The organism is Paenibacillus planticolens, from assembly GCF_013141725.1.
GTDB classification, from domain to species: Bacteria; Bacillota; Bacilli; order Paenibacillales; family NBRC-103111; genus Paenibacillus_E; species Paenibacillus_E planticolens.
Genome location: NZ_WHNZ01000061.1, coordinates 419,576 through 438,875 on the forward strand (window position 1 = coordinate 419,576; position 19,300 = coordinate 438,875).

At 47.7% G+C, this 19,300-nt stretch carries 17 protein-coding genes and 1 other RNA gene; 1 reads left to right on the plus strand and 17 read right to left on the minus strand.

What is annotated here, in order from left to right:
• Positions 1-18: 18 nt before the first annotated feature.
• From GC097_RS26360 to GC097_RS26415, 12 genes are all read right to left on the minus strand, one after another.
• Positions 19-852: an ABC transporter permease gene (locus tag GC097_RS26360; protein WP_171686239.1), complete on the minus strand. Its 834-nt coding sequence runs from the start codon at positions 850-852 to the stop codon at positions 19-21.
• Positions 827-1,780 carry an ABC transporter ATP-binding protein gene (locus GC097_RS26365; protein ID WP_171686240.1) on the minus strand — a complete coding sequence of 318 codons (954 nt, stop codon included), beginning with the start codon at positions 1,778-1,780 and terminating at the stop codon, positions 827-829. Before GC097_RS26365 ends, GC097_RS26360 begins: the two co-directional genes overlap by 26 nt.
• A complete protein-coding gene (locus GC097_RS26370; RefSeq protein WP_171686241.1) occupies positions 1,777-4,203 on the minus strand; it encodes a DUF8726 domain-containing protein in 2,427 nt (808 codons plus the stop codon). Before GC097_RS26370 ends, GC097_RS26365 begins: the two co-directional genes overlap by 4 nt.
• A gap of 128 nt (positions 4,204-4,331) precedes the next feature.
• On the minus strand, positions 4,332-5,015 hold the full coding sequence (locus tag GC097_RS26375) for a TerC family protein (protein ID WP_171686242.1): 684 nt from the start codon (positions 5,013-5,015) through the stop codon (positions 4,332-4,334).
• A 17-nt stretch (positions 5,016-5,032) separates the two neighbouring features.
• Positions 5,033-6,241: a tRNA uracil 4-sulfurtransferase ThiI gene (gene thiI / locus GC097_RS26380; RefSeq protein WP_171686243.1), complete on the minus strand. Its 1,209-nt coding sequence runs from the start codon at positions 6,239-6,241 to the stop codon at positions 5,033-5,035.
• Positions 6,238-7,416: a cysteine desulfurase family protein gene (locus tag GC097_RS26385; protein WP_171686389.1), complete on the minus strand. Its 1,179-nt coding sequence runs from the start codon at positions 7,414-7,416 to the stop codon at positions 6,238-6,240. Before GC097_RS26385 ends, thiI begins: the two co-directional genes overlap by 4 nt.
• Before the next feature lie 163 nt (positions 7,417-7,579).
• Positions 7,580-8,275, minus strand: coding sequence for a lytic transglycosylase domain-containing protein (locus GC097_RS26390; RefSeq protein ID WP_171686244.1), 696 nt, complete (start codon positions 8,273-8,275; stop codon positions 7,580-7,582).
• Between the two features lie 353 nt (positions 8,276-8,628).
• Positions 8,629-9,921 carry a hemolysin family protein gene (locus GC097_RS26395; RefSeq protein WP_171686390.1) on the minus strand — a complete coding sequence of 431 codons (1,293 nt, stop codon included), beginning with the start codon at positions 9,919-9,921 and terminating at the stop codon, positions 8,629-8,631.
• A 372-nt stretch (positions 9,922-10,293) separates the two neighbouring features.
• The gene (locus GC097_RS26400; RefSeq protein WP_171686245.1) at positions 10,294-10,731 is read right to left on the minus strand and encodes a hypothetical protein; all 438 of its coding nucleotides are present in this window, start codon (positions 10,729-10,731) and stop codon (positions 10,294-10,296) included.
• A 2-nt stretch (positions 10,732-10,733) separates the two neighbouring features.
• Positions 10,734-10,949: a DUF1540 domain-containing protein gene (locus GC097_RS26405; protein ID WP_171686246.1), complete on the minus strand. Its 216-nt coding sequence runs from the start codon at positions 10,947-10,949 to the stop codon at positions 10,734-10,736.
• Between the two features lie 47 nt (positions 10,950-10,996).
• The gene (locus GC097_RS26410) at positions 10,997-12,091 is read right to left on the minus strand and encodes a glycoside hydrolase family 15 protein (RefSeq protein WP_171686247.1); all 1,095 of its coding nucleotides are present in this window, start codon (positions 12,089-12,091) and stop codon (positions 10,997-10,999) included.
• A gap of 78 nt (positions 12,092-12,169) precedes the next feature.
• Positions 12,170-12,670, minus strand: a complete 501-nt coding sequence (locus GC097_RS26415; protein WP_171686248.1) for a YpuI family protein — start codon at positions 12,668-12,670, stop codon at positions 12,170-12,172.
• A 171-nt stretch (positions 12,671-12,841) separates the two neighbouring features.
• Here GC097_RS26415 and GC097_RS26420 point away from each other — a divergent pair, with 171 nt between their 5' ends.
• Positions 12,842-14,776 (plus strand): S8 family peptidase, encoded by a 1,935-nt coding sequence (locus tag GC097_RS26420; protein WP_171686249.1) that lies wholly within the window; start codon positions 12,842-12,844, stop codon positions 14,774-14,776.
• Between the two features lie 101 nt (positions 14,777-14,877).
• Here the strand turns inward: GC097_RS26420 and rnpB are convergent.
• From rnpB to rpoD, 5 genes are all read right to left on the minus strand, one after another.
• Positions 14,878-15,295: RNase P RNA component class A (gene rnpB / locus GC097_RS26425), an RNA gene on the minus strand.
• Positions 15,296-15,376: 81 nt separating this feature from the next.
• Complete coding sequence (locus GC097_RS26430; RefSeq protein WP_171686250.1) at positions 15,377-16,486, minus strand: Nif3-like dinuclear metal center hexameric protein; 1,110 nt, start codon at positions 16,484-16,486, stop codon at positions 15,377-15,379.
• On the minus strand, positions 16,462-17,226 hold the full coding sequence (locus GC097_RS26435; RefSeq protein WP_171686251.1) for a tRNA (adenine(22)-N(1))-methyltransferase: 765 nt from the start codon (positions 17,224-17,226) through the stop codon (positions 16,462-16,464). Before GC097_RS26435 ends, GC097_RS26430 begins: the two co-directional genes overlap by 25 nt.
• A gap of 3 nt (positions 17,227-17,229) precedes the next feature.
• Positions 17,230-18,060, minus strand: a complete 831-nt coding sequence (locus GC097_RS26440) for a hypothetical protein (RefSeq protein WP_171686252.1) — start codon at positions 18,058-18,060, stop codon at positions 17,230-17,232.
• Between the two features lie 113 nt (positions 18,061-18,173).
• The gene (gene rpoD, locus GC097_RS26445; protein WP_127451881.1) at positions 18,174-19,289 is read right to left on the minus strand and encodes an RNA polymerase sigma factor RpoD; all 1,116 of its coding nucleotides are present in this window, start codon (positions 19,287-19,289) and stop codon (positions 18,174-18,176) included.
• Between the last annotated feature and the right edge of the window lie 11 nt (positions 19,290-19,300).

Here is a 19,300-nt window from a genome sequence, read left to right on the forward strand (position 1 = left end):
GCTCCTTTCTTAACCTTGTTATGACTTTCTTTTCATAATGGGGCGTAAATATCTCACGCTCAGCCAAATCAGAACAATGGAGATCACCGTGTAGGAGACAATGAATATATGCCACATTTGCAGGTAAGTGTGTCCTTTAAACACTTGTTTGGAAAAATCAGGAACCATCAGTGAGACAAGAACAGCCATAGGATTAAAGCTCAAAAAATAACCAAGTATTTCTTCATTCGTTCCTGCTCTTCCGATGTTGCTGAAAAACAATCCTGCCAGCGCAGTAAATCCAAAAACAAACAATACAAACCCGTACGCTGCAATGACGGAGATCACCGTTTTCTTCAACATCGTGGAAAAGAAGATCCCGACAGCTCCAAAGAGCACCATCACGAAAACATAGAACACAAATACCGCAAGAACTTGTTTAGGCGAAACTCCCCCATATAGGAAAACAATACTGTAGAGCGGCATTGTAGCCACGACCGTTAACAGCATAAAGCTAAGCGAAGCGAACAGTTTGCTGAGAATAATCGTTCCCGAACTTTGCTGCGTCGTCAACAGCATGTTTAACGTTTGCTTTTCACGCTCGCCGCTCACAACCCCAGCCGTCAGGCCCGGCGTCATAAATGCGATCAACACAAGCTGCGTGCCGCTGAGAAAATAAAATAATTCACTGCTTCTTTCCGTACTCAGTACGCCAGCCTGGAGATGGCTCATGTTGATATAAGCGAATCCAAGCGCAATCAGGCCGATAGCCAGGAGGTAGGCCAGTATCGACAGCGGTGAGCGAACGGTCCGCATGCGCAGCCTGAACTCTTTTTCGAGAACGGGATTAATCCAGTTTAACTTGCTGTTCATCGTGTGCGCCGCCTCCTTTCGTAATTTCCAGGAACACATCTTCCAAATTCGTCAAGGCTTCGCTGAACGAAAGGAGCGGAAACCCTTCTCTTACCAGACGCGCTAGCAGCTCAGACTGATCTTCATCCGCCCCGCCAAAGTGAACATGCAGCCCTTTCTCATCTTGCATCACCATCGTGACATGCTGCTGCTGCCGCAAGTAAATCAAAGCCTCTTCCATTCTGCTTGCCATACGGATTTGCAGCACGCGATTAGCTTTCATACGACTCTGTATTTGGGCTACTTTCCCTTTGGCAATCAGTTTTCCATATTCGATGACCCCGATCTCATCCACCATCTCGGCCAGCTCCGGTAAAATGTGCGAGGAAATAATGATCGTTTTCCCCATTGCCTTGAGCTCTTTCAAAATTTCTCTCATTTCGATCCGTGCCCGCGGATCTAGTCCCGATGCCGGTTCGTCCAGAATCAGCACTTCCGGTTCATGAACCAAGCATCTGGCCAAACAAAGCCGCTGCTTCATGCCTCTCGACAACGAATCCACATAGAAGTCAGCTTTTTCCGATAAATTGACAAGGTCCAGCAGCTGAGGAATCAGCTTCAGCCTATCCGCTCTTGGAATGCCATAGCTCGCTCCGTAAAAATCCAAGTACTCCGTTGTTTTGAAATTGTCATAAACTCCAAAAAAATCAGGCATGTACCCAATCAGCTTACGTACCTCTTTCGGTTTCTCCGAAACGTCATAGCCGCCGACCTTGGCTGTGCCCGAAGTTGGGTTTAACAGCGTGGCAAGGATGGACATCGTAGTCGTTTTGCCCGCTCCGTTCGGACCCACAAAACCAAAGACCGTCCCTTTGTCAATGTCCATCGTCAGCGAATCGAGAGCGGTAAAGTTCCCGTACTTTTTCGTCAATTCCGTAATGGCGATCATCGTTTTACAACCCCTTCCAAAGAAACGGCGGGGATTCGGAACATGGTGTTATTTTGAACCGTCGTTACTTTCATTCGAATCGATTTTCCTTCTAAGAGATAAGGCTGCAGTTTGTCTCCCTCCCAAGTTTGGTATGATTTGAGTGTGATCGCTTCCCATACTTTCGTCTCCGAATTCCATAGCTCCGTTGTCACATCCGGGTTGGGATCGCCGGTCATTTCCATGGTGAGATAACTCGCTCCCGCAAGGGCCGGGAGTTGATAGTCCAGTGTCACATCGCCGCTTCCCATTTGCATGAAAGGACCATTCTGGAATTGAACCGCGCTCATTTTCAAATGATTATCGATTAAAGCCGGTACAAGTGCCGTACTTGGAATGACGATTTTCCCGTCCGTCGTCACATAGTTGATCTTCATTTCTTGTGAAACCAGTGTCAACTGCTCCGTCGGTATGCTGCCGCCTGATGTAAGTGAGATGGACGTTTGATCTTTCATCCACCCAATTATCATTGGCGTAATCCCTCCTGAGAAGTTCGCCTTTTGGTTCAAATGACCAATTAGCATCGATCGCTGATGCAAATTAACATCCACGTTATTGTTCGTCGGATATGGAAAAGCAAGCTGCGGAATATCAAACCCGTTCGACACGCCAATTCCGCCTGCCGTATCGAAATTCGCTGAAGCGCCGGCTGGAATGTTGCCGATTTTGATATACGATTGATTGATCAGCACGGCTGCGTCCTTCAACTCTTTGGTCGTGTTGTTTGTAATCTGACCTTTAGCTCCCTTCGCGGATAGCTCTGAAATACTGTAATCAAGCTTGCCAATAGAAACTAACTGCTCTTCCTCTACGGCCAGTTTGCTGATAGAAGAGTATGGAATATCTTGCAGCCGAACGATCGCTGCATCGATTTCCTTCCTGATGACAAGCTCACTTTGCTCATGCAGCTGCATGGATGGGTATACATCGGACCGCAAAAGCGGAGAAACAACCGACTTCCCTGCAAATTTAAGCTCCAGATCTCCTCCCTTAGGAAGAAATACGGACACGGCCGATTGTTTAATGCCTGATCCTGTACCGTTCAGCGTTACGGTAGACAACGATTCCGCCATCATGCTTCCGCGATTGCTCGCACCGAACTGAAACACACCGATGCTGGTCACAATAGCCACTATCGGGATTACAAACCAAGCCCATTCTCTGCGGTCCAGCCGCTTCAAAACCAAATACAACACCGGTCCGACAAGAATGGCGTACAACAGCAGGACAAGTGCTAGCATGGGCAGCTTAGGCGGTTGTAAAGATGGGAAATATTCGAGAGCGCGGTCCATTTCCCAAAAAGGATCATTCCCGAATCTGATCTGATTCAAATTGTTAGCATGCGCTGACTCAATCGTCCCCGCCAGGATCTGCTCCCATAGCCGCTGATTTCCGTTCCACGACGCGAGCGGGTTCAAGGATAAATCGTAGGCTGCATAGGTGACGAACCCGCTCCCATAGGCGCTGCGCGCAAATACGGGAAGCATTCCCTCGGATACAATCGTCTCCGCTCCGCCCGCCAGTTTGCCTTGCGAAAGCGTGAACGGCTGCGGGAATACAAGCTCCTTCTCTCCTATCTTTTCAACTTGCGGGAGCTCCTTGAGAGCCGATGTCCCCTCATAAATAACCGGCGCTATTTTAGTAAAAGGAGCAGCTGATTTCGGATAGCCCGCACCGCCTGCCAAGAGGAGATTGCCTCCCCTTTGTGTCCACAATTGGATGGCTTGTACTTGCTCTGCCGTCAGTGTATCCGAGGCAAAATCGTTGATAGCAAGCACATCAAGACTATCTAAGCCCAGCGATTCTTTCGGAATTTCTTCTTGCTTCAGATGAAGAACATTAACGTTCTTGCCGGACTGGTTCAGGAGTGTCAAGAAGTTCAACGTATCCACGTCTCGGGCTAACACACCGACCTGCACGGTTTCCTTCGGCAAGCTGAACGCCTCCAAGTAGGCATTGCCTGCGAGCGCTATTTTTTTTCCGTTTTTTTGCGATTTCTCATAAAAAGTTATTCTATTATTGCTTTTCGTATATGCATTGCCGGGTAAGAGCATGGTCACGACTTTGACGCTGCCTTTTGGTAGTTCGACATGCTGCACATAGCTAAAATCCTTGGTTCGGTTGGGATTCGCCACCTGAATGACAAGATCGCCGGACACATCTCCGCCTTGGTTGCGGAGCGTCATTGTAACTGGGGTCCATTTCCCCTGCTTTACGTTGGAAGCCCCAAAGCCAATTTGGGATTCAATCTCAATTTGCGCTGCCTCTTCTGCTCCAGCAGTACCAAGGAAGGGCCCGCCACATTGCATCCATACGAACAGTAGGATTGTGCCAATCAAATAAGTAAGTCGAGACGCAATTGTATGACATAAACTGGGTTTCACTCGTGCAACTCCCTCCTATTCTATCTCATATCTAGACGACAAAATTGGAAAAAAGTTTCAATTGACTGTCCAATAAAAAATAAAACCGCCAAGCTGAATACTTCCAGCTTGGCGGTTTTCCCTATCCTCTATTCGTTTCTTGTTGTTTTTAATTGCAATAATCGTAGCCACTTGACTGACAAACCGACCGCAATGACGAGCGCGCATGCCACAATCGGGATCCAAACATGCAAAAACTCATAATCGTGAAGGAACCAGTCAATCATTTTCTCGTCTTTTACAAACATTTCTCCGGCCGTATAGCCAAGTATGCCTGCTCCCAACAAGACAAGTACGGGATACTTGTGAAGCAAATTCATGACAAGCGTGCTTCCCCAAATAATGATCGGGATGCTGAGGCCGATCCCTAGAATAATAACCGTATTATTGCCGTTGCCTTTGGCTGCAATCGCCAGCACATTGTCCAAGCTCATGACGAAATCAGCCACGATGATCGTCCAGATGGCTTTGCCAAGCGTCGAAGCTTCCTTCACATTCGCACGGCTGTCATCATCCGTCAGCAGTTTGATGGCAATCCAGAATAATAAAATGGATCCACCCGCTTGAATATAGGGAATATCGAGCAGAGTAACCGCCACTAACGTCAGCACAAGCCGTAAGCCAATGGCTCCGAATGCCCCCCACCATACGGCAAGCTTTCGTTGTTCCAGGGGGAGATTTTTGCTGGCGAGCGCAATAACAACCGCATTATCGCCGCTAAGCACAATGTTGATCAACATAATTTGCAAAAACAAAATGAGCGCATCCATCATGCTTTACAACCTCCCGGTTAGAAGAAATGCTGATCGGGCACCTTCTTCATTTGTCCATGAACGATTTCAATCGTTTCCGTCTGTTCTACGGCTTTCCGGATTAATTCGGGTAAAAAGTCCATGCCGTTCTCGAGTCTCTCTACCATATTCAGGTTCGGATTCGTGCTTGGGGATGGAGGAAGAAATAAAGAACAGCAATCCTCATACGGCAAAATAGAAATCGGGAACGTGCCGATCGTTTCGGCAATGCGTATAATTTCTTGCTTGTCCATCATCATAAGCGGCTGCAAAATCGGCAAGGAAACTACGCGCCCAATCACATTCAGGCTTGGCAGCGTTTGACTCGCCACTTGACCTAGGCTTTCGCCGGTCACTAAGGCGCTTAAACCTTCACGGTCGGCGATCCGCTCCGCTATGCGATACATCGCCCTGCGAATCAGCGTGACTAATAAATTATCCTTATATTCGCGGTGAATCGAGGTTTGTACATCCGTAAACGGTACGAGATGCAGCTTGATGGAGTCCGTATACCCTGAAAGCTGGTGAGCCAGATCCATAACTTTATCCTTCGCGCGTTCGCTTGTATATGGATAACTGTGAAAGTGAATCGCTTCGAGGGTAAGTCCTTTGCGCATGCCTAACCAGCCTGCAACCGGACTGTCAATTCCTCCTGAAAGCATCAACAGCGCCTTGCCGCTCGTGCCTGCCGGGAATCCCCCCGCTCCCTCAATGACTTCCGCATACAACAGGACCTGGTCTTCACGAATTTCGACGCGAAGCTCCACTTCTGGATTCCGAACATCCACTTGCAGACCAGGGCATGCTTCTAGGATGTAGCCTCCGACCAGATAATTCATTTGCTGGGAATCGAGCGGAAATGATTTATTGACTCTGCGGACGTTCACTTTAAACGTTTTTGGCTGCTTGGGGAGGTTTTGCACGATGCGCAGCGCGGTTTCTTTAATGGCTTCTGCCTCCATAGAAGCATGGTAAGCCGGACTAAACGATGCCAGTCCAAAAACGCGCTGTAAAGCTGCCGAAGCCTCCTCGTACGCTGCTCCCCCTAGCTCCACATATACGCGTCCATATTCCGGAATATACCTCAAATCGGGAAATGCCCCTAAAACTTTACGAATTTGCGTGATCACGCTGCGCTCAAAACGTTTGCGGTTCTTCCCTTTGAGCGTCAATTCGCCAAAACGCAATATTAAACAATCCGGTTTCATCTTTGCTTCCCCCTCTTAATTGACGATTTGCTTGCCATGGGAGAGAGTTCTCTCACGACCTCCCTAAGCGCGAGCAAAAATCGTTCCATATCTTCTATTTCTAGCTCATCCGAAAAGCTGACTCTGAGTCCGCTCACCGCCTGCTCACGCGAGCACCCCAAAGCAAGCATGACTTCGCTTGGGTCCGACGCGTCAGAAGCACAGGCAGATTTCGTTGAAATGTACATCTGTCTTTGCTCCAGGGCGTGAACGACGACCTCCGCTTTCATCCCGGTAAAAGCAAAATGGACGATGTGAGGCGCCATTTCTTCATGGCATTCGGATCCCATGAGTGTAAGCTCCGGAATCGCTGCAATGCCTTCTACAAGATATCGTCTAAGCCGATATTTATGCTCCAGCTTCGCTGTCAAATTGTGCATGGAAATCCGCAACGCTTTTGCCATTCCTACGATAAGCGGAACGTTTTCAGTACCGGAGCGCAGGCCGTCTTCTTGCCCGCCGCCAACGAGCATAGGCTTCAACTGTACGCCGTCTCTGCGGTACAAGAAGCCGACGCCCTTAGGACCGCGAAACTTATGTGCCGAGACGCTGCAAAGATCTACTCCCCATTCCTTGGGGGAAAATGGAAGCTTCGCTACGCCTTGCACGGCGTCTACATGAAACAACACTTTTGGATATTCGGCAAGAAGTCGGCCAATCGCTTGAATAGGCTGTATCGTGCCTACTTCGTTGTTTACATACATCACACTGACAAGGATCGTATCTTCACACAAAGCCTCTTGCAGTGTTTCCAATTCCAGACAACCCTTTCGATTCACAGGCAAATACGTTACACGAAAACCTTCGCGCTCCAGCCCAAGAAATACCTCTTTCACCGAGGGATGTTCAATTTGTGTAGTAATGAGGTGCTTGCCCCGATTCTGATAGGCATAGGCAGTGCCGCGGATGGCCAGATTGTTGCTTTCCGTTCCGCCGGACGTACATATAATATTGGCAGGCTGAACGCCTAATGCTCCAGCTATCACTTCTTTAGCGCTATGCAGCAGCCTGTCTGCTTGGACACCCAATCCATGGATCGATGATGGGTTCCCATAGTGCGTTCTCATTACTTCAGCTATTGTGTCAATGACTTCATCATAAGGCGGTGTGGTTGCCGCGCAGTCCAAATATAGCATGTTCTTGCTGATTCCCCTTTTTCCACGCCCTGCTGTCGCGAAATCGTAATCTTTTCCTTTCATCATTAAAGCCTAAAACAGGGCATAACTCAAGCTTGCACCGAAACGCAAAAAGCCGATCCCCGCATGATTCATGCGAAAATCAGCTCCTTGAAATCGCCACCTACAGTGAAAATTTCACCTTATGACCTAAAACCTGGGAGACATACGCTTGTGTTTCCTTAGGCAATAAATGTAGTTTATTAGATAAATCTTGATCGTTCTTGATGCCTAAGCGGTCAACACGTCCAGGACCTGCATTGTACGCCGCGAGAGCAACCCCTTCGTTCCCGTTGTACTTCTGAAGCAAATTGCTCAAGAAGTGCGTGCCCGCATCCACATTTTGCCGCGGATCAAACGGATTCGTTACGCCATAGCCTTGCCCGGTTCCGTCCATTAACTGCATCAAGCCTTTAGCACCCGCAGGGGACACAGCCTGATGGTTAAAGCTGGATTCTTGTTGAATGACCGCTTTCACCAGCGACTGATCTACCCCGTACTTGGCGCTAGCCTCTTGAATCAAGCTGTCAAACTGAGATACGGAAGAAGATTGACTCCACGTTTGGAGAGGCGTGTAGCCTTTATTCAAAGCGGCCAAGGAGCTTGGAACGCTATTCGTCGTTAGATTGGTCAAAGACTGACCGTCAAGACCGGTTCCGGAAGCCTGTCCCATCAACGTGTTCAGTATGGAGCTGAAGTCGCTGGAATCGTCCGTACTTGCCGAATCGGTATCCCCGGATAACAAGCTTATTTTGCTCATCAGCTGAAGCTGCAGCAGCTCCTTCAGAACTCTAGGATCAATGCTGTTCGTACTATTCATCCGCCAGACCTCGTTTCCTATCATCATCGTTGCTTATATTGTACACGTTTTGTGCCCTGGCGACTATCCTAAATTTATAGAATCACGAAAAGCCTAGCTTGATAATATCAAATCTGAAGACCGCGAAGGAGGCTCTCTCTGGAAAATCTCCCTCTAAATTGTCCGAAAGATGGCCTCGCAGGGAATTTAAAAGGAAAAACCCCCGTTAATTTGAGCGGATTTTGTGAATTCTCACGAAATCGGTACAAATAGAGGGAGTTTTTCCGGCTAAATCGATCTGACGAGCTTCAACAGTCAAATTAGTGGGAATTTCCCCCTTATTTTGACCAAAGAAGCTTATCTATCATTCACTTTCAAGAGATATTCTGCTGCAGAATCTCGTCTTGTTCCGTCATTTTTCTAACAATCAGGCGCGAAATTCGCAAATGGTCCGTTTCTTCTACGATGAACAAAAACTCGTCATTGTAGCTGACCTGCTGATTCTTGCTTGGCGGAATCTCCGTTTGGGAGTAAATCCAGCCGCCAATCGTATCATAGTCGTCGGACTCGATATCCAGCCCGAAATAGTCATTCACTTCATCAATCAAAAGCAAACCGTCAATGGAATACGTATATTCATCCTTGATCTCGATCGTTGGTCGTTCTTCATCAAATTCATCCTGAATCTCGCCCACGATTTCTTCCATGATATCTTCCAAAGTCACAAGTCCCGAGGTGCCGCCATACTCATCGATAAGGAGGGCCATCTGGCTCTTCCTTTTCTGCATCATTTTAAGCAAATCGCTAATATGAATGGAATCCGGCACCGTCGTGATCGGGCGAATAATTTTCTTGATCCCTTTCAGGTTCGCATCCGGCTTAAGCAAATCCTTGATATGGACGAAGCCAATAATATTGTCTTTGTCCGGATCGCAGACCGGATAGCGCGTACGCATTTCTTTTATCGCAATCGCCAGATTTTCCGAATAGGAAAGTCCTGCATACAAACATTCCATCTCGGTTCTTGGAATCATAATTTCCCGAGCTGTCGTCTCGGCAAATCCAAATATATTATCAACAAGCGTTAGCTCTGTGTTATCTATAAGTCCATTTTTGTGGCTTTCTTTCATGAGGACTCGAATTTCATCCTCGGTGTGCGCCGATTCATGCTCAGTCGTCGGTTCGATGCCGGCGCGGCGGAGCATCCAGTTCGATATTCCGTTTAACAACCATATAAAAGGATACATGATTTTGTAAAATAAGACCATCGGGCCTGCAGAAAGCAATGTAATCTGCTCAGCTTTACGAATGGCATACGTTTTGGGGAACTGCTCACCCAATGTAATATGCAAAGTAGTCATCAAAGAAAAGGCAATAATAAAGGTAATCGTGTGGAACACCGAATCTGGTAAATGCAGCGGAGCGAATAGTGGTTCCAAAATTTTAGCGAACGTCGGCTCCCCGACATAACCAAGTCCCAACGAAGTAAGTGTAATCCCGAGCTGACAAGCACCTAAGTACGCATCGAGATTGTTCATGATTCCTTGTGCAAATTTCGCATTACGGCGGCCTTCCCCCACAAGCGAATCAATTCGACTACCTCTTACTTTAACCATCGCGAATTCAGCTGCGACAAAAAAACCATTTAACAACACCAGTCCAAACATTAACAGAAAACTGATTAACGTTTCGGGCAAAGGATCTTCCAATACCTTACCTATCCCCTGTCAAGCGCGGTTTCCGCACCAAGGAGAGTAGGTACACCTCCCTTAAGTTTAAATTTAAATTTGAAATATCACTTTTCATTATATAATAATACTGTAATCATTCAAAGGTGCGAATATGTCTCTTGAAGCCAAATAGTACGAGCAAACGGGAGTATAGGGTCCAAAATGATGCCATAATCAGACGAAACACGCTAATTATCCTTCATTAACACAAATATCCCCGTTTTTTTCTGAAAAAAAAGAAATAAGGCTGTCCCTTGGGACAACCTTCGGTACAGCTATGCTCTTGTGGTCAAATGAACTAGAACTACTTTAAGCAGAGAAAGGAACGAGTAAAAAATAGGCGGCGACGGCAATAAAGCCAAGTACGACTGACCAGGTCCCAATTCCTTTGTTACCCATGAAGAATGCAATGACCCCGAGCACAATACCCGATATGCCAAGCAGCACAGGCCATACAAAGAGCGAAGCCAATGCGACGAACAAGGCCATATACCCTACTGCCTTATTGCGTGTAACAGCTTCAACTAATTCATCGATCTCCTCATCCCCAACATCCGATTGGGAGACTGATCTCTGTATCTCTGCACTTCTCACTTGATAAGGCTCGGCATAATTGATTCTCCGCGAGGGCGCTGTGATCTCAGCCGCATATTCTTCCTTGTGGTTCAGTCCGCTTTCCTTCCGGAGCTGATCCAGCTGGAACCGCTCCTTGGTGGCTTTATCCAAATTGCCTCCATGCTGGCGCATGTTTACTGATTCTTCTTTGCTTTAAAGGTGTGGCAGCAAGTGTTCGCGGCTTTGCTCGCTGCATCTTGGTGATCCGTATCGAATGATTCCCCGGCAAACTCTTCCTTGTAATTGGCATTGGCATGCTGATCTACTTCAATCATAATGGTTCCTGCGTTGCAGTTGTTACCTTGCGTCCAATATTCGCAGTTGGCAACTGAACATTTTACATCTGGCATAGTCATCACCCCACTAACAATTTGCCCGCTAGCAGGGGAAGCTATGCTCAGTCTAAGCTGTCAGATAGCACCAAGAACATGGCGTGGGACCAAAGCAGCGGCAGCGCAGGTTCCCCGCATTTGGCCAACCATTCCGTGTAAGCGGAAGGTTCTCTGAGCTGATCGGGAACTTGTTCGGGAAGCCGTCCGAGCTCATCCGCCTTGCTCATGATCCATTCCAGGCAGCGCTGTGCTTCCTGATGGTTCCCCAACTCTTTCTGATACCATCCGTACCATGCCGTTAACAACAGCCATTCTCCGCCGCCATAGTAGCGGTCATCCACATATCGCTGGATCCCCTCATGCTTCAGTTCACTTTCGATATGTTCTACCGTTTTCAGCATGACAGGATCGTTAACCTCGCACACGCCAAACGGCAGTGCCAGCCAAAGCAAACTTGCATCTACGCCTGTTAAGGCAGGCTTCCAAATCTCATTAATACAATGGACTGACTTCACGAATCGGCCTTCATAAACACAATGACGGAGAATGAAGTCCTTAACCATAGAAGCCTTTTCAAGCAGTTCAGAACGCTGTTCTAGTTCGCCAAGCGCTTTCAAACCGCCATATACACAAGCAAGCGTTGCCGGATGAACATAATCGGGAAACTCTTCCCAGCAATCAAAGTTCGGATAATGCCAGAACGTCATCAAATAATCGACCGTGATCTCAATGCTTTCCCGCAGCTCTTTCAATAGTGCTCTGTTGCCGGTGATTTTTATATGCTCTGTCAGTCCCCAAAGCCAAGCCCCATAACCATCCAATTGAAAATGGCCCCATTCCGATACATCGTCCCGGCCATCCAAATGATAGCGCGTGCCCAGAAATTCTGAACGGTCGATCCACTCTTTGTTGGCATGTTTTTGCAGGAGAATATCCACACGGGAACGTTTGTTCGCCAGTACTCCGGCAACCCATTTGTAAAAAAGGGCTGCGCTTTCGGTTTGGCCTACACGATCCATCGCATTAGCGATAAACGTGCCATCGCGCAGCCAACTATAGGCATACGGCGGGAAAAGTGGAGATGCTATGTAACCTCCGCGGGGATGCTGATTGCTTCTAATGATCGAAATGGAGTGGTTGATTAATTGTTCACGTTGCATGCACCATGTCCCCTTTGAAAAGAAAAGAGATGCGCTGAAAGACGCATCCCTTCTATCTTTTGTCATTTGGCACTACAATTATACTTTTTCACCTTGCATACGGCGCTGCGTGATGTAATCTGTCTCATAGTAAGCCAGATCTTCGCGAAGCTCTTCAAAAACTTTGGACAGCTCAATCGTTAGGTCACGTACTTCGCGGGAAGGTTTCTTGCGGAAACGGATGGCATCTTGTCCCGTATAAGCATAACGGCCATCCTCGGAATAGCACTCGTTCTTAGGATAGAAAAATGTATTCACGCAAGTATGATATACTTCATACAAAACTTTTTCTGAAAAATCAACATTAAAAGTAGGACGTCTCAAGCTAACGCCCAATTTCTCATAAGCCACTTCACAAAAAACTAAAAGATGACGGGTATCTTGGAGATAACCACGATAAAATTCATCCATAGCGGGATCATTCTCTGCATTGAGTTGTGAAAGCGAATGTTGATTCAGAAACAGTTCCATTTTGGCGATTGTTTCTTTTAACTTTGTGCGTGTTGAATCACAAATATTTTTTACATTAAAAACAGCCATTTATGATGACCTCCTCTAATTGCGCTATTCCTATCCTACCATAAATTAGCCTGAAAAGGTATATGTAAAACTCCCGATTCCATGCATAAAAGATTCCCCCAAACCTCACTCTAATCTAAGATACTCCGTTTGCCATTAAAAGAGGGATTCGAGTAAGAAGGAGGGCTATGGATGTGGCGTTATTTATCTTCTATTAGTCTAGTTGTAGGTTTAGGTATCATTCTTTTTCCACACCACTCAACGAATGAGAATAAACCGGGTCCGGAAGTGTACAGTGCGAAGTACGAAACGGATCAAAAACTTTCTTTGCTGCAGCAGGATGTTGCGCTAACGGATGATTTATGCCGTACGCAATGCTCGATCGATTATGTGAAAATGATCTCTCAAATCGAAAGCGGCGAATCCGCGGCCAAAGTTCTTGGGGATATGAAAACCCATCATGAAAAGATGGACATCCTAATTTGGTCAAAAAACAGCCAGCCTATCGATCAAGGAGTAAAAGCCGGAGAAATACCCGCAGCTTACAAAGATCAGGCGAGCACTTATTTACAAGAAGCTAAAGCTGCTGCAGAAGCCGGCAAGCATTATCAATCTCCTAAATTCGGCGCTGCTCAGCATGTTTATTTTGTTCAAGGTACGCCTTCAACAGATCGAAATTCTTCGCTCATTGGCGTTATCCACCAAGATATTCTGCATCAAGTGACCGATCACCAGATGAAAAATTTGCGTCTTGAACCGTATCCTAGCGAACATCGCTGGAAAGTCGAATCCGTAGATACGGATACTTTGAAGGACAAAGTCGTTGATCATCCTGAAGATAATCAGGGAACCAGCCATTACCACCAGAATGAGGTTGTCGTTAAGTTCAAGCAGGACCCGACGGAAGCTCAACTGGCACAAATCAAATCAGAAATCAAAGCCACTACGATGCAAAAACTCGGCTATACGTACGTATTTCGTACCGAAAGCATGGAAGCAAAAGCATTAATGGCTTATTTTAAAAAATGGGACGTTGCCTATGTGGAGCCTCACTTCCTATATTTAACCAATGATTACTACGATGATCAAGATACGGATTCTGACACAAGCGATTCAAGCGACTATATGGATTCTACATCAAGCTCCAATCAGGCGACGAGCATCGCACCAAATTTCAAACCAAATGATAATTTGTACGGCCGGTATCAATGGAATCTGCCGCTGATTGAAACCGAAAAAGGCTGGCAACTGAACAGAGGAAACAAGGATGTGATTGTGGGCGTCGTTGACACCGGCGTGGACTTGAAGCATCCGGATCTTCAAGGTCAACTGCTGCCCGGGTATAATGTGATTAGCGGGGACGATAAGCCCCAGGACGATGTCGGTCATGGAACTCACGTGGCAGGTGTTATTGCTGCCTTAGTGAACAATAATTTAGGCGTTGCCGGAATGACATGGTATAACAAAGTTCTGCCTGTTAAAGTATTGGATCAAACCGGAGCTGGCAGTACGTATTCCGTTGCACAAGGCATCATTTGGGCTACAGACCATGGCGCTAAAGTCATCAATTTGAGCTTAGGGAATTATGCGGATTCCGGTTTTCTGCACGATGCCATTAAATATGCTTACGACAAGGACGTGGCGCTGATCGCGGCGAGCGGCAACGACAACACGGATAGACCGGGCTATCCGGCCGCTTATCCGGAAGTATTCGCTGTTGCTGCCAGCGATTCGAAGAATAATAAAGCTCCCTTTTCCAATTATGGAGACTATATCGATGTAACGGCACCGGGCGTCAGCATTGCCAGTACGTATCCAAACAATCAATACGCGGCTTTATCCGGCACTTCCATGGCAAGCCCGCATGTGACGGCTTTGGCTGCACTAATCCGCTCCACGAATCCGACTTTGAAAAATAAGGACGTCTATCAAATTATGAGGGATACGGCGCAGGATATCGGTGAGAAAGGTCATGACAAATATTTCGGCTACGGTCTGATTGACGTCGTGAAAGCTGTTCAAAAAGCGGAAGAAAAAACGAGCGTGGGCTTTAACTGGCCTCATCGCTGGTTTCGTCAGATGAGCCTTGTTTCCAATAAATATGCCTCAGTTGCGTTAGGCAAATAACAAACAGGCTGCCCTTAGGTTTCCATACCTGGGGCAGCCTGTTTTGTTGCTTGAAAAACTAAATACCCGCAAGGCCGAAGCCTTGCGGGTAACCGACAGTAATGGAAAGTTTGCCGTAAGCCGGGTTCTGTACTTCCGGTGGTCGTAACGGGCGTCTGTCCCCTGCCACCATTGAAGCGACAATCATCTATCTAGGCCATACATTGCTGCACAGCTCAAGCGACCAACCCGAACGCGTCTCAGGCGAAGACTACCGTCTCGAAGACGGCTAGCGTTCCTCTAGGTCTTGCTCCAAGTGGGGTTTACCAGGATCTATGTCACCATAGAACCTCGTGGTCTCTTACACCACGGTTCCACCCTTGCCTGATCTCATCCGAAGATGAGCCATCGGCGGTCCATTTCTGTGGCCCTATCCTTCAACTCGCGTTGACTGGACGTTATCCAGCACCCTGCCTTATGGAGCCCGGACTTTCCTCTCGCTGTGGCTTACCCACAGCCAGCGATTGTCTGTCAAACTTTCCGACGCATAGGATAGTATACTAGGAATGCCTTCGAATTACAACTGTTGTTCGTTTCCTCAGCTGCCAATTGCCAAAAATGCTACAGGAACTGGAAAGGTTCCGTATTCACTTCGGATGCCAGCACCTCTGTATCCGATTTGCTCAATTGCGCGGCGAGATAATCGGCCACGCCGCGCTTCATAATCTTCTCGACGTTATGCCCGACGTCGATGAGGGCAATTCCTGCCGCAAGCGCATCGTGCGCGGTGTGGTAATCGATGTCGCCGGTGACCAGCACATCGGCGCCGGCAAACATGGCGTGCCGCATGTAGCGGCCGCCTGAGCCCCCCAGCACGGCCACCTTGCGGATGGGCCGTGCCAAATCGCCGACGACGCGCACCATAGGCACGTCGAACGCCGTTTTCGCGAGCTCGGTCAGCTCGCGGAGCGTCATCGGCGCGGGCAGCTTGCCTGCGCGCCCAAGACCGAACACTCTACCCTTGAGATCCATCGGGTAGAGGTCATAGGCCACCTCCTCATAGGGGTGGGCCTTCAGCATTGCCTGAACCGCCTTGCGCTGAACGCTGGCGGTTACGATCGTCTCTACGCGTACTTCCTGTACGCGTTCAAGCTTGCCCGCTTCCCCGATATACGGGTGCGTCCCTTCCTGCGGAAGGAACGTCCCCGTTCCGGGAATGTTGAAGGAGCAGTGGCTGTACTGCCCGATCCACCCCGATCCCGCGGTGAAGAGGGCATCCAGCACAGCCTGGTGGTGCGTCTCAGGGACGAAGACGACCAGCTTCTGCAGCTTCTCCGTATGCACATCCTCCAGATGAGTAAGCTCCGTTAGGCCAAGTACGCCCGCCATCATATCGTTGACTCCGCCTTCCGCCACATCCAAATTCGTGTGAGCGATATAAACGGCAATATCATGCTTGATTAACTTTTCATACAAGCGGCCCGCAGGCGTATCGGTTTGAAGATGAGCAAGCGGTCTGAAAATGATTGCATGATGAGCAATGATCAAATTAGCGCCTAAGCGAATCGCTTCTTCAACAACTTCATCGTTGACATCCAAGGCAACAAGCACCTTCTGAATCTCCTTCTGCAAGGAGCCGAGCTGCAAGCCAATTTTGTCATCAGGCATCGCATAATGCTTGGGTGCCAGCTGTTCGAACAGCTGAATTACGGTTTGACCTTTTGCAAACAAGCGATGACCTCCTTTATTTCTTTCATTTCTTGCGCTATTTGCGCTGCTTTGGCCGTAGAAGCTTCGGCAGTGGAAAGCTTTAATTGACCTTCAATCATCGCCAATTTCTTTAATTCGCTCTCCCACTTGGCAAACCACACTTCTGGAGCTTCCTCCACCAAGTAAGGACCCATCTGCAGCAAGCGCTCCTTCGTTACCGTGACTCCTCCCGGCAGCACACGCTCGGCGTACAGCGCTTCCTGGGAACTCTTGTCACCGGTAGTTCCCGCGGTCGCCGTCAAGATCTCATAAATCTTGCCGTCTTCTTCCAAAATCGCTTCCGCGTCAAGCTTCCAGCCTTCCGCGAGCAGCCATCTGCGAACGTGATCTTCACCGACATTAGGCTGTAAAATCAGATGCGTGACACCTTCAAGTTTGCCTTTACCTGCTTCCAAAATGCTCGCCATCAAACTGCCGCCCATACCGGCAATGGTAATCACATTCACTTCTCCCGGTTCAATGACCGCCAGGCCGTCACCGGATCTTACACTTATTTTTTGAGATAAACCGCATTCAAGCACTTGACGTGTTGCCGCTTCAAAAGGACCCGGATTGACTTCGCCGGCCACGGCGAACACAATAACACCCTGCTGTGCCAGATAAGTCGGCAGCAAGGCATGATCGGACCCAATATCCGCCAGCTTTGATCCCGCAGGTACACGCTCTGCGATCATTTGCAATCTTTTCGATAATTTTACCATCTGTTAAACGACCCACTCTACCCATTTTTTTCGCAGCATGAAAAATGCCGCGCCCGCCAAAAGCAATTTTCCTGTAAACGATAATTGTATGACGCGGGAGCTCATATCGACATCCGTAAGGAATGTCATCGCTTCAGGAGCAAACCAAACAAGACTGCCGACCAGCAGTAGAACGCCGGCCACTTGCTTATTCGTATGATGCGCAAGCCAAGCAATCCATATAAGTACAATACTAACCGGAATCCAGCTAATTTCAAGTGAGAACCAGCCAGGGCTCTGCAGCTTTTGCAAGAGCAGCCAACCGTATGTTCCCACTAGGCCAAACCAACCGCATAACTGGAAAATAGCCATCCGGCCCGTTACGCCGTTTATCATCCATACTATACTACAGAAAGCTAAATAACCAATATACGTGTAGGAGGAACTCACTTCGTGCAGGTCCATTAAATAAAGCCCCAGCAGCAGCAGCGTCAAAGAAGACACACCGCAAAGCAAGTAAGAAATCACAGGGGATTTGCTATATTGACGATAGGCAAACGCATAACAAATGACGACAAAAAGCGTGGAAATTCCAATTTGCATTGGCATTCCAAAAGAGTTAAAATTAAGAGCAGATAAGGCCAGAGCGGCTATTACCGCCATGATCACCAACCATATTTTCCAAGAACTGTTTGCGATTGAAGATGCGGAAACCCCCATGATGGAAGCAGGTTTTGGCGTGGTTTCATCCATATACAAATTCATCAGAAAATCACAGTAATGCTCAGGAAGCAATTTGCTTCGCCGCCAATGATCAATTTCCTTTACAATTACTTTTCGTTTCTCAGTATCCATGTCATCGCTCACCTTCCTACTACTTTATCGGTGATTTCATGCTTTTGTTTTAGTCATACTTTTCAACATAACAAAAGACCCCGCCGAAACTGGCAGGGCCCTCTCACAGCGCTTTATTCTAAGAAATCCTTCAATCGTTTACTGCGGCTAGGGTGTCTCAGCTTACGCAAAGCTTTGGCCTCAATTTGACGAATCCGCTCGCGAGTAACGCCGAAAACTTTACCTACTTCTTCAAGCGTGCGCGTACGGCCATCATCCAGACCAAAACGCAAACGAAGTACATTCTCTTCTCTTTCCGTCAACGTATCCAATACGTCCTCAAGCTGTTCTTTCAGAAGTTCGTATGCCGCAGCATCCGCTGGTGCAAGCGCTTCTTGATCTTCGATGAAGTCACCCAAATGCGAATCGTCTTCTTCACCGATTGGTGTTTCCAAAGAAACAGGTTCTTGTGCGATTTTCATGATTTCACGTACTTTATCCGTGCTCAAATCCATCTCTTTCGCAATTTCTTCCGGAGTGGGTTCGCGCCCAAGCTCTTGCAGCAATTGACGGGAAACACGAATCAATTTGTTAATGGTTTCGACCATATGTACAGGAATACGAATCGTTCTCGCCTGGTCTGCAATGGCGCGCGTAATCGCTTGACGAATCCACCAAGTTGCATAAGTGGAGAACTTGTAACCTTTGGTATGGTCGAATTTCTCAACCGCTTTAATGAGTCCCATATTTCCTTCTTGGATCAAATCCAAGAATAACATGCCGCGTCCTACATACCTTTTGGCAATACTTACGACGAGTCTAAGGTTCGCTTCCGCCAAGCGTCGCTTCGCTTCTTCGTCCCCATTCTCAATCCGTTTGGCTAAGCCGACTTCATCTTCCGCAGAAAGAAGCGGAACACGACCGATTTCCTTCAAATACATCCGAACTGGATCATTAATCTTAATCCCCGGCGGTAAGGCCAGATCATCATCGAAGTTAAATTCATCGCGATCATTTTCTTCAGGATTCATGGAATCGTCGTCCGATTCATTTCCTACATCGATACCTTGCTCCGAAAGCTGCTCAAAAAACTCATCGATTTGCTCAGGATCCTGATCGAAGGGAGCTAATTTTTCCATAATATCCTTGTAAGTAAGTGAGGACCGCTTTTTCCCTTGCTCTATGAGCTGGTCTTTCACCTGGTCCAAGGTCAACTCTGTCTCTAGTTCTGTACGCTGATCATTCGCCATAGTACGGACTC

Coding starts and splice junctions, on each gene's coding strand:
- GC097_RS26360 (WP_171686239.1), bottom strand. CDS start 852: ATGAACAGCAAGTTAAACTGGATTAATCCCGTTCTCGAAAAAGAGTTC.
- GC097_RS26365 (WP_171686240.1), bottom strand. CDS start 1,780: ATGATCGCCATTACGGAATTGACGAAAAAGTACGGGAACTTTACCGCT.
- GC097_RS26375 (WP_171686242.1), bottom strand. CDS start 5,015: ATGATGGATGCGCTCATTTTGTTTTTGCAAATTATGTTGATCAACATT.
- thiI (WP_171686243.1), bottom strand. CDS start 6,241: ATGAAACCGGATTGTTTAATATTGCGTTTTGGCGAATTGACGCTCAAA.
- GC097_RS26385 (WP_171686389.1), bottom strand. CDS start 7,416: ATGCTATATTTGGACTGCGCGGCAACCACACCGCCTTATGATGAAGTC.
- GC097_RS26390 (WP_171686244.1), bottom strand. CDS start 8,275: ATGAATAGTACGAACAGCATTGATCCTAGAGTTCTGAAGGAGCTGCTG.
- GC097_RS26395 (WP_171686390.1), bottom strand. CDS start 9,921: ATGTTTGGACTGGTGTTGTTAAATGGTTTTTTTGTCGCAGCTGAATTC.
- GC097_RS26400 (WP_171686245.1), bottom strand. CDS start 10,731: ATGCGCCAGCATGGAGGCAATTTGGATAAAGCCACCAAGGAGCGGTTC.
- GC097_RS26405 (WP_171686246.1), bottom strand. CDS start 10,949: ATGCCAGATGTAAAATGTTCAGTTGCCAACTGCGAATATTGGACGCAA.
- GC097_RS26410 (WP_171686247.1), bottom strand. CDS start 12,091: ATGCAACGTGAACAATTAATCAACCACTCCATTTCGATCATTAGAAGC.
- GC097_RS26415 (WP_171686248.1), bottom strand. CDS start 12,670: ATGGCTGTTTTTAATGTAAAAAATATTTGTGATTCAACACGCACAAAG.
- GC097_RS26420 (WP_171686249.1), top strand. CDS start 12,842: ATGTGGCGTTATTTATCTTCTATTAGTCTAGTTGTAGGTTTAGGTATC.
- GC097_RS26435 (WP_171686251.1), bottom strand. CDS start 17,226: ATGGTAAAATTATCGAAAAGATTGCAAATGATCGCAGAGCGTGTACCT.
- GC097_RS26440 (WP_171686252.1), bottom strand. CDS start 18,060: ATGGATACTGAGAAACGAAAAGTAATTGTAAAGGAAATTGATCATTGG.
- rpoD (WP_127451881.1), bottom strand. CDS start 19,289: ATGGCGAATGATCAGCGTACAGAACTAGAGACAGAGTTGACCTTGGAC.